Source organism: Nocardia cyriacigeorgica, assembly GCF_005863245.1.
GTDB classification, from domain to species: Bacteria; Actinomycetota; Actinomycetes; order Mycobacteriales; family Mycobacteriaceae; genus Nocardia; species Nocardia cyriacigeorgica_C.
The window spans coordinates 26,534-40,744 of the sequence record NZ_VBUT01000005.1 but is presented as its reverse complement, the minus strand read 5'-3'; the positions used below and the strand labels follow the sequence as shown (position 1 = coordinate 40,744).

10 protein-coding genes are annotated in these 14,211 nt (G+C 69.0%); 5 read left to right on the top strand and 5 right to left on the bottom strand.

Features of this window, described 5'->3' with window-relative positions:
- The first annotated feature begins 216 nt into the window (after positions 1-216).
- The 4 genes from FEK34_RS13365 (at position 217) to FEK34_RS13350 (ending at position 6,747) form a co-directional block, all read left to right on the top strand.
- A complete protein-coding gene (locus tag FEK34_RS13365; protein ID WP_138448207.1) occupies positions 217-1,416 on the top strand; it encodes an NAD-dependent epimerase/dehydratase family protein in 1,200 nt (399 codons plus the stop codon).
- Entirely contained in the window at positions 1,409-3,301 is a 1,893-nt protein-coding gene (locus FEK34_RS13360; RefSeq protein ID WP_138448206.1) for a hypothetical protein, read from the top strand. The genes FEK34_RS13365 and FEK34_RS13360 overlap by 8 nt, the downstream gene beginning before the upstream one ends.
- On the top strand, positions 3,298-5,133 hold the full coding sequence (locus FEK34_RS13355; RefSeq protein WP_138448205.1) for a glycosyltransferase: 1,836 nt from the start codon (positions 3,298-3,300) through the stop codon (positions 5,131-5,133). Before FEK34_RS13360 ends, FEK34_RS13355 begins: the two co-directional genes overlap by 4 nt.
- A gap of 168 nt (positions 5,134-5,301) precedes the next feature.
- On the top strand, positions 5,302-6,747 hold the full coding sequence (locus tag FEK34_RS13350; RefSeq protein WP_138448204.1) for a flavin-containing monooxygenase: 1,446 nt from the start codon (positions 5,302-5,304) through the stop codon (positions 6,745-6,747).
- 21 nt (positions 6,748-6,768) lie between these two features.
- On the opposite strand, the gene FEK34_RS13345 is transcribed toward FEK34_RS13350, so the two are convergent.
- Positions 6,769-7,416 (bottom strand): TetR/AcrR family transcriptional regulator, encoded by a 648-nt coding sequence (locus FEK34_RS13345; RefSeq protein WP_138448203.1) that lies wholly within the window; start codon positions 7,414-7,416, stop codon positions 6,769-6,771.
- Positions 7,417-7,519: 103 nt separating this feature from the next.
- Here FEK34_RS13345 and FEK34_RS13340 point away from each other — a divergent pair, with 103 nt between their 5' ends.
- Entirely contained in the window at positions 7,520-10,474 is a 2,955-nt protein-coding gene (locus FEK34_RS13340; RefSeq protein WP_138448202.1) for a crotonase/enoyl-CoA hydratase family protein, read from the top strand.
- A gap of 3 nt (positions 10,475-10,477) precedes the next feature.
- On the opposite strand, the gene FEK34_RS13335 is transcribed toward FEK34_RS13340, so the two are convergent.
- The 4 genes from FEK34_RS13335 to FEK34_RS13320 are packed head-to-tail and all read right to left on the bottom strand — an operon-like array spanning position 10,478 to position 14,176.
- Positions 10,478-11,815: a hypothetical protein gene (locus FEK34_RS13335; protein ID WP_138448201.1), complete on the bottom strand. Its 1,338-nt coding sequence runs from the start codon at positions 11,813-11,815 to the stop codon at positions 10,478-10,480.
- Positions 11,812-12,213 carry a hypothetical protein gene (locus FEK34_RS13330; protein WP_138448200.1) on the bottom strand — a complete coding sequence of 134 codons (402 nt, stop codon included), beginning with the start codon at positions 12,211-12,213 and terminating at the stop codon, positions 11,812-11,814. The genes FEK34_RS13335 and FEK34_RS13330 overlap by 4 nt, the downstream gene beginning before the upstream one ends.
- On the bottom strand, positions 12,210-12,410 hold the full coding sequence (locus tag FEK34_RS13325) for a hypothetical protein (RefSeq protein ID WP_138448199.1): 201 nt from the start codon (positions 12,408-12,410) through the stop codon (positions 12,210-12,212). The genes FEK34_RS13330 and FEK34_RS13325 overlap by 4 nt, the downstream gene beginning before the upstream one ends.
- Complete coding sequence (locus tag FEK34_RS13320) at positions 12,407-14,176, bottom strand: hypothetical protein (RefSeq protein WP_249359233.1); 1,770 nt, start codon at positions 14,174-14,176, stop codon at positions 12,407-12,409. Before FEK34_RS13320 ends, FEK34_RS13325 begins: the two co-directional genes overlap by 4 nt.
- Positions 14,177-14,211 lie beyond the last annotated feature (35 nt).

Here is a 14,211-nt window from a genome sequence, read left to right as displayed (position 1 = left end):
GACTGTCGCCGACGACGCCCGTGCGCACATCACCCGGCGAGGGTGACCGGGCGGACCGGACGCCGTCGGCATGCCTTTTCACCCGACGCGGGTGAGGTGATCCGGGCCCGGCCGATGCGATGCTCACGCGATCTGCGCCGTCCGCGTGGCCTCGGCGACGGTGCCGCGATACCCGGGACACCACTGCTGCTCCGCCCTATTCCGAGAGGAGCCGACATGCGGACGCTGATACTGGGTGGGGACGGTTTCTGTGGTTGGCCGAGCGCGCTGCACCTGTCGGCGCACGGCCACCAGGTGACGATCTGCGACAGCCTCATTCGCCGCCGCATCGATGACGAGCTGGGCGTGCGGTCGCTGACGCCGATCCGGTCGCTGCCGGAACGGGTGCGGGCGTGGCGAGACGCCACCGGCCGCGACATCGCGACGGTGCGGCTGGACCTGTCCCGCGACTACGAGCAGCTGACCGAGTTCCTTGACGCCGAGCGGCCCGACACCATCGTGCATTTCGCCGAACAGCGCGCCGCGCCGTATTCGATGAAGTCACCGGCCCACAAGCGCTACACGGTCGACAACAACCTCAACGCCACCCATAACGTGCTCGCCGCGATGGTGCAGGTGGGGTTGGACGCGCACCTCGTGCATCTGGGCACCATGGGCGTCTACGGGTACGAATCGGTGCCGGTGGATCTGCCCGAGGGCTATCTGACCGTCAGCTACCCCGACCGCGAGGGCGTGCAGCACAGCCGCGACATCCTGTACCCCACCCAGCCGGGCAGCATCTACCACCTGACGAAATCGCTGGATCAGCTGCTGTTCCAGTTCTATGCCCGCAACGACGGCATGCGGATCACCGATCTGCATCAGGGCATCGTCTGGGGCACGCAGACCGACGAGACCGTACTCGATCCGCGGCTGATCAACCGCTTCGACTACGACGGCGATTTCGGCACCGTGCTCAACCGTTTCCTGGTGGAGGCCGCGATCGGCTATCCGCTCACCGTGCACGGCACCGGCGGGCAGACGCGGGCCTTCATCAATATCCGCGACACCGTCCGGTGTATCCGGCTCGCCGCGGAATCCGGGGCGGAGGTGGGCGGCCGGGTGCGGGTGATGAATCAGGTGACCGAGACCCATCGGATCTCCGATCTGGCCGAGCTGGTGGCGAGGGTCGTCGGCGGAACCGTCGACCGGGTCTCGAATCCTCGCGTGGAGGCCGACGCCAACGAGTTGAGTGCCCGCAACGACCAGTTGCTCGGGCTCGGTCTGGAACCGACCCGATTGGCGACCGGTCTGCTGCGCGAATCGGTGGAAATCGCGCAGAAATATGCCGATCGGGTGGATGTGAACCGGATTCCGTGCCGCTCGTATTGGAACGAGGACCGCAGGGCAGGCGCCGAGGAGCACGTGCATGGCTGACGACACCCCGGGCCCGGACACCGAGCAGTCCGAGCCGCCCGACTACTTTCCGGGTGAACGCGGCCGCCAGGTGCCGCGCTCGGCCTGGTGGGTGCTGGGGCTGGCGGGTGCGCTGCTGCTGGTGTTCGCCGTGGTCCGGCCGGTGTGGTTCGACAGCCCCGACGAGGACGCCGACCTCGACGTGCCGGCCGAACGGCATGTCACCGCGAGCCTGGCCGATCTCGGCCGCCCGGACGGCAGCTGGCTGACCAGTGAGGCACCGTCGACGAGTTTCCTGGTGACGCTGCCGGTGGGTTCCGCGCGCAGCCACACCCGGTTGCGGCTGTCGGGCACGACGCAGGTCGCCGAGGACAGTACCGTGTTCTTGATCGTCTCGATCGACGGCCAGCAGGTCTATCAGCGCGAATTGCCCCGCGGCGAGAACGGACTCGATGATCTGGTCGACATTCCGGACCAGGCCGCGGCGGACGGACAGGTCCACGTCCAGGTGCGGACCAGGGGCAATCTGCACCACGAAACCTGCACCTCCGACCGCGCCGCCGGCATGGTGATCCATCTCGACCCCGCCACGATGGTGGAGGCCGCGCTCGACGAACCGGTGCACACTGTGCGCGACGCCGTCGCCACCTGGGGTCGCAGTCTCACGCTCGTGCCGATCGATCTGTCGGATCAATGGCGCACGATGGCCGCCGACCTCGGCATCGCGCTCAGCCGCGCCGGCTACGACATCACCTATCGCGACGAGTTGCCGGATTCCGACATCCACAACGCGATCCTGATCGGTCCCGCGCAGCGGCTCGCCGATATCACCGACTGGGTCGCCGCCGAGGGCATGGGCACCGACGACGGCGTCGCGCTCGGCACCGTCGGCTCGACGCCGGTGCTCGCGGTGGTGGAGGCCGATCCGGCGGTGATCTCCCAGTTCCTGACCACGCCCGCGGCGGTGACCGCCGACCGCGGGGCAGCCGATCCGCGCGCGGTGGCCACCGCCACGCTCACCGGAGACGCCGTCGGCCTCGACGCGCTCGGCACGGACCTGTCCGAAGCCCAGATCACCGAAAGCCACCGCTGGCGAGTGCGTTACGCGCTGGCCGACCTGCCCGGCGCCCGCCTGCCCCGAGCGGTGCGCGTCGCGTTCCAGCTGCCCGCCTCTCCCCCGGACCTGACCTGGCTGCTCAATGTCGAGCTCAACGGCAGACTGGTCGACAGCCGCCCGCTCGGCCACACCACCGAACCGGTGTCCATTCCGCTGCCGCCGGATGCGCAGATGCTGAACAACACCCTCACCCTGACCGTGCAACGCGATCGCGACCTGGGCGGCTGCGATGTGCGGGTGAGCACCTATCCGATTCAGCTGCTCACCGCTTCGGCGCTCGAACTGGGCGACGATCCCGGAACTGGCTTCACCGCGGTGCCCCGCGATCTCGCCCCCGGATACGTCATCTACCTGCCCGCGGCCGACTCCAAGGACACGACCGAACTGCTCAACGCGGTGATTCCGGTCCTCGCGCGGTTCCTGCCCGCACCGCACCACCCGCAGTTCCGCTGGAATACCGACCCACTGCCCGGCGCACCCTTCGTGCTGGTGGGTGACAGCGCCGCGGCGAATACGCTGGTGCGGCTGCGGGACGGCCGGCTGGTGGCGGGCGCTTCGGCCGCGGTGCTCGATGTGTCCGCCTTCGACGCGGGCCTGGTGGTGCAATGCGCGAATGTCGCGGGCGCGAGGGGCCTGGCGATCAGCTATTCCGGTGATTCCGAGGCGGTCACGCTGCCCGCTTTCGGGCGGGAGTGCGTCCAGGTGATCACCCCCGGCGGCACCTTCACGGTCGACGGCGGCGGTGCGCTCGCTCCGCCCGGCGCTGCGGGAACGGGCATCCCTGAGTGAACAGCGCACCCTCCGCAGGCCCGGCACCCACCGCCATCGCCGACTATTACCGCTCGGTGGACAGTGCACCCGCGGGCTATTCGGTGGACCGGCCCGCCAGTGCCAGCAACGGATTCCTGATCAGCTTCACCGGCCTGACCGTCATCGCCATGTGCCTTCAGGCGGTCCTGCACCAGACCGGCCTGGTCGAGCGCAACGACATGGTGATCCTGGCCGGCGACCGCGGCAACGTCGCCATGCCGACGCGCATCTTCATCGTCGTGTTCTTCGTGACCTACGCGTTCTACGCCTATAGCAATCGGTGGCGGCGGCTGTTTCTCGGCGTCTCGCTGCTCGGCAAATTCCTGGCCTCGTGTGTGTTCTTCGATGTGCTCGCCTGGCTCCTCGACGACCTCGGGCTGCTGCGGATCTCGGTGTTCGGGCAGCAGGTGGCCTCGGCGATGGTCGCGTTGGCGATCTTCCCGCACACGGTGCTGCGTCAAGCTCAGCTGCCCGAGCCGGTGCGGATGACGATCAATCCGCGCACACCGGCCATGGCCTACGTCAGGCTGTTCGTGCCGTTCACCCTCGCGCTGGTGCTCGCGGCGGTGTTCGAGCAGGCGTTCCTCAACGCGGTGCTGGATCTGCGGGAGTGGGCGTTGCTCGGCGGCATGGGTCCCGGCATCTTTCTCGCCCAGCAGATCTTCGCCACCCTGACCGCGCTGCTGGGCTGGCGGGTGATCACCCGGTCCCGGCGGCACAGGTTCTCGCCTCCGGTCGCGGTGCTGGTGCCGGCCCACGACGAGGCACACGACATCGCCGCGACCATCGCCGCGGTCGACCGCGCCGCCGACAGCTACGCCGGGCGCATCCATCTCTACGTCGTCGACAACGCCTCCACCGACGACACCTTCGCCGTCGCCGAACGGGCGATCGCGCAGTGCACCGCGATCACCGGTGAGGTCCTCGAATGCGAAACGCCCGGCAAGGCGATCGCGTTGAACATGGGCGTCGAGCGCATCAGCGAAGAGTTCATCGTCCGCATCGACGCCGATACGGTGATCGCGCCCGGCTGCCTGCAGACCGCCATGCGCCACTTCGCCGATCCACGGGTGGGTTCGGTCGGCGGTTTACCGCTGCCGGTGCAGCAGCAGACCTGGATCGACAAGGTCCGGCTGGTCGAGGTGTTCCTGCGCCATGGCTTCTTTCAGGTGTCGCTGGTCGGATATCAGGGCGTGCTCGGGATCCCGGGCATGTTCGCGATCTATCGCCGCAGTGTGTTGCGGAAGGTGGGCGGGATGGTCGAGGGGATGAACGGCGAAGACACCGATATCTGCCTGCGGATGGACGCGGCCGGGTATCACACCATCGCCGACCCGAAGGCCACCTACTACAGCGAAACCCCGGTCTCCTACGCCCACCTGCGCGAACAGCGGGTGCGCTGGTTCCGCAGCATCTATCACATCACCGCGCACAATCGCGCCACCCTGCTCGATCGCCGATCCATGACGGGCAGTTTCGTGCTGCCCTTCCAACTGGTCAACGCCGCGCGCCGCGCCATGCTCGCACCGCTGCTCATCTTCGCGGTGGTGGTCGAGGTCGTGTTCCGCTCCACCTACGGCGACCTGCGGTGGCAGCCGATCGTCGCGACCGTTCTCGGCATGCAGATGATCATGGCGGCCATGGTGTGCCTGTGCTGGCGGCCCAGCTCGGTGAAATACATTCCGGCCTATCTCGGCTTCCGCGTGCTGCGCAGCTATTTCACCCTCGGCGCCGCGTTGAGCCTGGTCTATCCGCCGCTGCGGCCACGTCTGCCTACGAACCTGCCATCGATCCGCCGGGCCGGACGGTGACCTTGCCACCGGCGGTGGGACCGTTCCACCGCGCTCGCATCAACGACGGGCACCGGGCAAGCCTGGGCTCCCCACACCGAATTACCGGCTTTCCGTCGAACACGTGGGCGAGGGGCCCGGAATGTTGAACACTGGAGGTGTTCAGGCGGCGCGGCGAGAGGAATCGGGATGCGGCCCACGATCGCGGTCATCGGGAGTGGTTTCGGGGGGCTGGCCGCGGTGATCGAGTTGAAGAAACGGGGATTCGACGACATCGTCGTGTTCGAGAAGGGCGACGATGTGGGCGGGGTGTGGCGGGAGAACACCTATCCCGGGGCGGCCTGCGATGTGCCGTCGCCGTTCTACTCGTTCTCCTTCGAACCGAATCCGCGCTGGCCGCACCGGTTCTCGCGGCAACCGGCGATCCTGGACTACATGCGCCTGGTCGCCGACAAGTACGACGTGCGCCGCCACGTCCGGTTCGGCATCGAGGTGCTCGGCGCGGCGTTCGACGAGTCGGCCGGGACGTGGACGGTGCGATTGAGCACCGGCGAATCCGTCACCGCCGATGTGGTGGTGTCCGCGGTCGGGCAGCTGGCGCGGCCGTCGCTGCCGGAGATCGCCGGGCGCGAGCGGTTCGCGGGCGCGAGCTTCCATTCCGCGCAGTGGCGCCACGATATCGATCTGTCCGGGAAGAAGGTCGCGGTGATCGGCACCGGGGCCAGCGCCATCCAGTTCGTCCCGCAGATCCAGCCGCTGGTCGAGCAGTTGACGGTGTTCCAGCGGACCGCGCCGTATATCGTCCCGCGCCCGGACCGGGAATTCTCGCCGCTGCACCACAAGATCTTCGAGAAGGCGCCGGTGACCGAACTCGGCGAGCGGGTGACCTGGTACGGCGTGGTGGAGGGGCTCAGCGTGGCGTGGGTCTACGCGAAACCGCTGGCCGCGGCGATCCGGGGCGTCTCGAAATGGCATATGCGCAGGCAGACCAAGGCGAAGCCGGGTCTGTTCGAGAAGGTGTGGCCGGACTATCCGGTGGGCTGCAAGCGCATCCTGTTCTCCGACGACTATCTGCCCGCCCTGACCCAGCCGAATGTCGAGCTGTGCATCGAGCGCATCAGCGAGATCACCGCCTCGGGTGTGCGCACCGTCGATGGGCGCGAGCACGCGGCCGAGGTGATCATCTGGGGTACCGGTTTCACCGCCACCGAATTCCTCGCCCCGATGACCATCACCGGCGCCGAGGGCCGCGACCTGCACGAGGAGTGGAAGGACGGCGCCCGCGCCTACTACGGGATGACGGTGCCGGGTTTCCCGAATCTGTTCATCATGTACGGGCCGAATACCAATACCGGCGGCGGCTCGATCATCTACTTCCTCGAGGCGCAGGCGAAGTACCTGGGCGATTACGTCAGCCATATGACCGGGGTCGGCGCACCGCTGGCCGTGCGGCCCGAGGTCGAGCAGGCCTTCGACGAGCGGATTCAGGGCGAGCTGTCCGGCAGTGTGTGGAGCCGGTGTTCGTCTTGGTATCGCCAGCCCGACGGCCGCATCACCACCAACTGGCCGTTGCTCGGCATCCAGTACAAGGCGCAGGCGAAGTTCGATCCCGCCGACTTCGAGGTGGTGTCCTGAGCTACCGCACGGCGCGGGCGCTCAGATGGTTCCGGTGAGGATCGGCGCGACGGCCGCGCGCGCCAGTCGTTCCATGGCGACGGGATCGGTGAGGTCGACGGCCAGGCTCGGGGCGGCGAGGTAGCCGATCATCAGGTGGATCAGGGCGTCGGCCTGGGCGTCGGGATCGCGGACAGGGATCTTCCCCTCGGCCTGCGCTTTGGCGATATTGGCGCGAACGGCCTTGTAACCGAGGGAGATCGGCGACGGATCGCCGTGGCTCAAAGCCTGCAGCAGCTCGGCCCGGCGCACCTGGTCCGCATCCCGGAACAGGATGTGGTCGCCCAGGCGCAGACCGGTGATGAACCCGATGACCACCTGCTCGGTGGGGTCGGTGACGGTGGTGAATCGTTCGGCGAGATCGTCGAGAATGCGGCCCATATCCCGGGCCAGGGCGCGTTCGAACAGCTGGTCCTTGCTGGTGTAGCGGCGGAACAGGGTGGTGCGGCCGACGCCGGATTCGGCGGCGATGTCGTCCATGGTGGCCTCGCGGGTGCCGCGGCGCGCCAGCACCCGCAGGGCGGCGTCGAGGACCTTGGCGTCGGTGTCGTCGCCGCCGGGCACCGTGCCGAGCACCTGGGTCATGGCGCGGCTGAGCAGGCTCGGCAGGGGCGCACCCGGTCTGGTCACGGCATCAATATTGACACGTGGAACTACTGAACATCTAATAGTTCCACGGAACTATTGAGCATGCAGTAGTTCCATCGACGGCGAGAACAAGGTGGTGACCGGCGTGAGTGGTGTCCCTCGCGTGCTGAAGCAGGCACGTAACCAGGTGCGGGCGGTGCGTCAGCTCACCGGAGCGGTGGTCGGCAACCCGCGCATCCTGCGGGATCTCGCTGCCGGCGCGCTCGGCCGGTCCGAATCTCCGGCCGCCGCACCGGCCGACACCGGCCACGTGCCGCCCGCCGGTCTCGCGGAGTTCGGCAAGCGCGCACACGCCGCCACACACCTCGACGCGCCCGCGGACACGGTGGCGGCCTATCTGACCGACCCCGCCAGGTTCCCCGAATGGCTCACCATGCACGCCGCCTTCCGTGGTGAGACCCCGACCGGCGCGTATGCCGGGCTCGAGTTCGGCCAGCAGGTCAAGTTCATGGGGTTGCCCGCCGATATCGCCTGGACGGTGACCTCGGCCGACGCCACCGCGATCGCGCTGCGCGGTCGCGGGCCGATGGGCCTGACGCTCGGATTCTGGCTGACGGTCTATCCCGAGGACGGCGGCTCGCTCGCCTGCTTCGACGCGGGACTGTCCGGGCAGCCGGTCGAAGGCCCGCTGGGCGCATCGCTGGTGCGCACCCTGTCGGAGGCGCTGCGGGAGTCGCTGGATCGGGTGCCGGACAAGGTGGCCGCGGCCGGGCCGCTGTCCAACCGGAACGCACGAAAGCCCGTGGTGCACACAGCATCCGGTCGCACGCTCGCCCCGAATACTCCGGTGCTCGTCGGCGCGGGGCAGGTCGTCTCGCACGCCCCGGATACCGCCGCCGATCCGGCGACGCTCGCCGCACGCGCCTTGCGCCTGGCCGCCGCCGACGCCACGGCGGGTGAGAGTCTGCTCGCCGGCGCCGATGCGGTGTTCGCGGTGGCCAGCGCCTCCTGGCAGTACCGCGATATGGGTGCGCTGGTGGCCGAGGCGGTCGGTGCGCGCGCGGTCGACACCGTACAGTCGTCGCGATACGGCGGCGACGGCGGCCAGCTGCTGATCAATGAAGCAGCTCAGGCAATTTCCGACGGCACCTACGACATGGTGCTGGTGACCGGCGCGGAGGCCGGCGCGACCCTGGCCGCCGCGCAACGCTCCGGCACCGAGGTCGCCTGGCCGGAGCAGGGCCCCGAGGTGGCACCGACGCGAACGGCGGGCGTCGACCGCGAAGCGAACAACCCCGCGGAAATCGCCGCTGGACTGGGTGCGCCCATCTACATGTACGCACTCATGGAATCGGCCAACCGGCATCGCCTCGGCCGCGAACCGAAGCAGCATCTGCGCGCGATCGGCGAACTGTGGTCGCGGATGTCGGCGGTCGCCGCGCACAATCCGAATGCCTGGCTGCCCCAGGAGTTCACCGCCGACGAGCTGATCACCCCGACGGCCGACAATCGGATGGTGACGGCGCCCTACACCAAACTGCTGTGCGCCAACCTTCAGGTGGACATGGCCTCTGGACTGATCCTGTGCAGCGCGGCGGCGGCCGAGGCCGCCGGTATCCCGCAGGACAAGTGGGTGTTCGTGCACGCGGGGGCGTCCGCGCACGACGAGTGGTTCGTCTCCGAGCGCACGGAACTGGCCGCGTCCCCGGCGATCCGCACCATCGGCGCCGCCGCCCTCGAACACGCGGGCATCGGGATCGACCGGATCGGTCCGGTCGACCTGTATTCCTGCTTCCCGGTGGCCGTGCAGATCGCGGCCCGCGAGCTCGGTCTGCCGGTCGATGACCCGGACCGGCCGCTGTCGGTGACCGGCGGGCTGACCTTCGGCGGCGGACCGGGCAACAACTACGGCACCCACGCCGTCGCCACCATGGTCGAGCAGCTGCGCGCGCATCCCGAGACGTTCGGGTTGAGCACCTCGCTCGGCTGGTACGTCACCAAGCACGCGATCGGCATCTACTCGGCGACGCCGCCGCGGCAGCCGTATGCGCATCTGCGCCCGATCGTCGACCATCCGCCGACGCGCCCGGTCCGCCAAGGCTACGAGGGGCCCGCCGTGGTCGAGGCCTACACCCTGCCGTATGACCGGGACGGCCGCCCCGAAGCCGCCATCCTGAGCCTGCTCACTCCCGAGGGCGCCCGAGTATTGTTGCGCAGCGAGGAATCCGAGCTGGTCGATAGGCTCGCCGACACCGACGCACTCGGACTGCCGGTGACCGTGCGCGGCGAGCAGATCACCATCGACGGCGACCGCCCGATCGAGCTTCCCGCTCCTCCCCCGCCCCCGGTGCTGGTGCAGCGGCGCGGCCCGGTCATGATCATCACGCTGAACCGGCCGGAGGTCCGCAATGCGATCAACCACGCCATGGCCGTCGCGCTGGAACGGGCCTGCGATGCGTTCGACGCCGATCCGGCCCTGCGAGTCGCCGTCCTGACCGGCGCCGACGGCTGTTTCAGTTCCGGCATGGATCTCAAAGCCATGGCCGGCGGTGAAGCGCCGTTGACCGAAGGCCGCGGGCCGTTGGGTCTGACGGGGAAGCCGCCACGCAAGCCGCTCATCGCCGCGGTCGAGGGTCCGGCGCTGGCCGGTGGCTGCGAACTCGCACTGGCCGCCGACCTCATTGTCGCGGCGCGTGATGCACAGTTCGGCATACCGGAACCGAAGCGTGGCTTGATCGCCGCGGCGGGCGGTGTGCTGCGGCTGCGGGAGCGGTTGCCCCGCAATATCGCCATGGAACTCGCGCTCACCGGGGACCCCATGCCCGCCACCAAGCTCGCCGAATTCGGTTTGATCAACGTGATCGCCGAACCGGGTGGAGCGCTGACGGCCGCGCTCGCCCTCGCCGAGCGGATCGCCGTCAACGCACCGTTGAGTGTGCTCGGCAGCAAACAGATCGTGGTGGAAGCCGCGGACTGGACCACCGGCGACGCCTTCGACCGGCAATCCGACATCGCCTCCACCGCACTGTTCTCCGAGGACGCGGCCGAGGGCGTGCGCGCGTTCACCGAGAAGCGCGACCCGATCTGGAAGGGCCGCTGACGCTCACGCCTCGAACAGCAGGTAGAGCCCGGTGAAGGTGAACCCGACCATCACCAGCATGAGCGCGAGCTGCCCGGTCAGCCGGTGCCGGGGCGGCAGCAGCCGCAGGCAGCGGTCGTGGGCGGCGGCGACGCCGAGAATGTGGCCGGTCAGCACGGCGAGCACCTTGAGGGTGGCCAGCACCGAGGGATGGCTGGACAGGATGTAGTGCACGTCGAGGTCGGCCAGGCCCGCGATATTCCATCCGCGCCCGAACGGGTCGGCGCACAGGATCAGCGTCGCCTGGCCCTTCTCCACCAGGAAGGTCAGGTAGTGGGCGATGATGTAGCCGGCCACGATCGGGGTGAGACTGTGCGCGAGCCGAATCGGCAACCGCGCCCGCTGCTCACGGCTCAGACCGCCGGTCGCGCGGGTCGCGAGCTCGAAGACCGCCCACACCACCAGAATGAACCCGAGCAATCCGGCGGTGCGCAGCAGTGTGGTGACCAGGGTGGAATCGCCGCCCACCTCGATGAGCAGATCGCGCCAGCCCGGAAACATCGAAAAGCTGTCGAACGCCGTCGATCCCAGCAGCGTGGCAGCGACCGCGACCGAACCGAGCACTGCCGGGGTTCCCGCCAGATTGTTCAGCGGCCACCGCAGCACCAGCGCCGTGTCCGCACCGCGCGCCAGCGGGCTCAGCCGGGCCAGCAGGCTGCTGTACACCTCGAGCGGATCCGCGCGCTCGGCCCACACCGTGCCGAACAGGAACAGCCCCACAGTGCCGATCAGCAGGTATCCGGTGAACCAGATCGTCACCGCGAGCACCGAACCCGGTTCCGGTGAAGCCAATTCCAGCCAGACGAAACTGAACAGCAGCACCGCCGCGGGTCGATACCCCCACGACTCGGGGTACCGGAACAGCCCCCGGCCGGGAACCCGGCCGGTGAGCCGGCACAGCATCCGGTGCACCGCGCGCGGCGGCGACACCACCTTCCACACCGGGCCGAACACCAGCGACACCACCGGGACGCCCACCCAGACGAAGATGTAAACGATGCCGGGCACCGGGTTATCCGCCGGATCCCGCGAACCGGCGAACCCGGCCGCCACCACCACAGCGGCGCCGATCACGCCGACCGCGGCGAGTACCGTCCGCGTCCACGTCGAATCCAATGCGGCACGCAGGAATCCGGGCAGCCGAACGCCCGGCGAATCGGGATCCAGCCGCGGTTCCCGCCACGCGAACGCCAGCACCGCGAACGAGAACGTCAACGCCCAGGCCGCGCCGATCAGCGCATACGACAACGGAATCGGCAGATCGGTCGCGCCGGAGATCCCGTGCGCGAGCACATCGGTCACGGGCGGACGTCCACCGTCGCCACCGTCCGGTGCGATCCGTGCAACTCGATCTCGACCCGGCCGGGCACCTCGACGGTGAAAGCGAACCGCTGACCGGCTCCGGGCACCACCGTGAAGGTGTGCTCCGGGGTGGCGTGCACGTGCAGTTCTTCCTCGGTGTCACTGTCGACGACCAGTTCGATCGGCCGGCCCACCGTGGCGTCCATGCGCGCATTCACAGGCGTCACCGTGCCGTCGGCGATGCGCACCTCGATCACCAAGGCGTCGGCCGAATCGGTGGCCGAGGCCGGCGCCGGCTGCGCCGAGGTGGGCGTGGCCTGGTCCGGTGTGGTCGAACAGGCCAGCATCGTGGCGCCGGCCAACAGTGTCAGCGCGCAGTACCGCCAGGTGCGGGTCATCGAGGCTCCTCATCATCGAGCGAAGGGGGCTGGGCCGGTGCGGCTTCCTGGTCGTTCTCGCGTTTCTCGGCGCGCCGGTCGCGCACCGCGATGAACACGATGATGCCGACCACCACGAACGCCGGCGCGAAGGCGGGAACCGCCAGCAGGACCGAGTGGTCGGCCAGCACGTCCACCCGGTCGACGGCCAGGATCATCCGCCGCTCACCGGACTCGGTTGCGGCGCCGCCGCCAGGTAGCGGTCGTTGATCCGGGCCGCACCCCACGACAGGGCACCGATCAGGATCAGGCTGCACAGCAACACCAGCAGCGAGGCCGCGCCGAACAACCAGGCCGGATGATCGAAGGAACGTTCACGCTGCAAGACGGTGATCTCGGCGACGAAATCCCGGGTGAACTCAGGCGGCGCCGCCACCTCGGCCGCACCGATACCCGGGTCTTCGGGCATGAAGATCGGCAGCGCGGTCTGCATCCGCCCGTCCTGCACCCGCAGCACCGTCTTCCAGGTGCCGTGCGCCGGAACGGGTTCGGTCGACTCGTAGTGACCTTCGCCGACGCGCCGCAGATGATCGACGACCAGGCCGCGGCCCGGACTGTCGGAGCCCACACCGCCCTGCCAGGCCAGGATCTGCACCCATTCCGGATCCTCGCCGACCAGATCGGACGGGGTGAAGCGGATATCGGCGGTCACCATACGCCCGCCGTCGACGGGTTCGGCCTCACGCAACGTCACCGTGGCCGACGCCTTCTCCGGCACCTCGATGATCAGCCCGTTCGCCGTGGCCGCACCGACGATCACCACCGCGGCGACCATCAGCGCCCGCCGTACCGGCGGACGCGGCAGCGGCTCACCGCGCAGCACGATGCCGAACAGCGCACCGACCACACCGCCGGCCACACCCGTCGGCACCGCCATCGCCAGCAGTTCCGGCCACATGGCCGCGGGCCACGGATCGACGAACATCGCCGACACCCACAGCGATTCCAGCCAGATGCCGACGGTCGCCACCGCGAACCCGGTCAGCGCACCCCACCACACCCGGCGCTTCGCCAGCGGCAGCAAGGCCATCAACTCCACCACGACCGCGGCGCCCAGATACAGCGGGAAGACATTGCGCGGCGCATCGATGATCGGGCCACCGACGAGGAACGCGACCACCCCGCGCACCACCGCGGCGAAGGCCACGACGACGAACGTGCTGAACGCACCGAGCGTCACGCGGGCCGCGACCAGGGTGACGGTGGCCGCCGCGACGATCAGCATCGGTTGCAGCACCAGCCGGAACTGCTCGACGCCGAAATCGAATTCGACCTGGAACACCGACAATCCGATGATCAGGCCACCGAAGGCGAACGCGCGCAGCAACCAGTTCACCCGGTTGTCGGCCCGGTCGGGATCGGGCCGGTTGCGCGAGCCCTCGAATTCGAGCAGCAGCACACCGACCAGCGACAGGCCAGCGCCACCGATCAGCATCAGATGCGTGGGGCCCCACAGGGTGACGTCCTGGCCGAACAGCCGGTGCCAGATGTCATCGAGCGGAAACCCGATCAGTGCGTACAGGCCCGCACCGGCGATCAAAATGCCGCCGACCGGCGCGTACCAGGTGCGGGTGATGCGCACGGCCGCCACGCCGGGCTTGTCGTCCAGCGGCAGCACGATGGCCAGCATGCCCGCGGTGAACAGGAAGAACAGGCCCGCGAGGATGAAGTAGTGCGCCGGATTGGCCAGCGGCCCTTCGTCGCGGCCGTTGCCGATGTGCAGGCTGACATCCCAGATGAAGCCGAGCAGCGCGGTGAGGATGGTCGCCAGGAACATCACGATGGGCAGCGCCACCCAGCCGGGCCGGTTCACCAGGGCGCCGATGCGGTCGGCCAGCGTGCCCAGCCAGGTGATGCGGCGCGTGCGGTGCAGGTACCCCACCCACAGCAGCACCAGGGCGATGACGCCGGCCGAGCCGGTCATGATGGCGACCTGGTCGAGCGCCGCTCCACCGCCTT

Bases quoted from the DNA above. Each gene is read 5' to 3' on its own strand.
- FEK34_RS13365 (WP_138448207.1), top strand. From the start codon at position 217: ATGCGGACGCTGATACTGGGTGGGGACGGTTTCTGTGGTTGGCCGAGC.
- FEK34_RS13360 (WP_138448206.1), top strand. From the start codon at position 1,409: ATGGCTGACGACACCCCGGGCCCGGACACCGAGCAGTCCGAGCCGCCC.
- FEK34_RS13350 (WP_138448204.1), top strand. From the start codon at position 5,302: ATGCGGCCCACGATCGCGGTCATCGGGAGTGGTTTCGGGGGGCTGGCC.
- FEK34_RS13330 (WP_138448200.1), bottom strand. From the start codon at position 12,213: ATGACCCGCACCTGGCGGTACTGCGCGCTGACACTGTTGGCCGGCGCC.
- FEK34_RS13325 (WP_138448199.1), bottom strand. From the start codon at position 12,410: ATGATCCTGGCCGTCGACCGGGTGGACGTGCTGGCCGACCACTCGGTC.
- FEK34_RS13320 (WP_249359233.1), bottom strand. From the start codon at position 14,176: ATGACCGGCTCGGCCGGCGTCATCGCCCTGGTGCTGCTGTGGGTGGGG.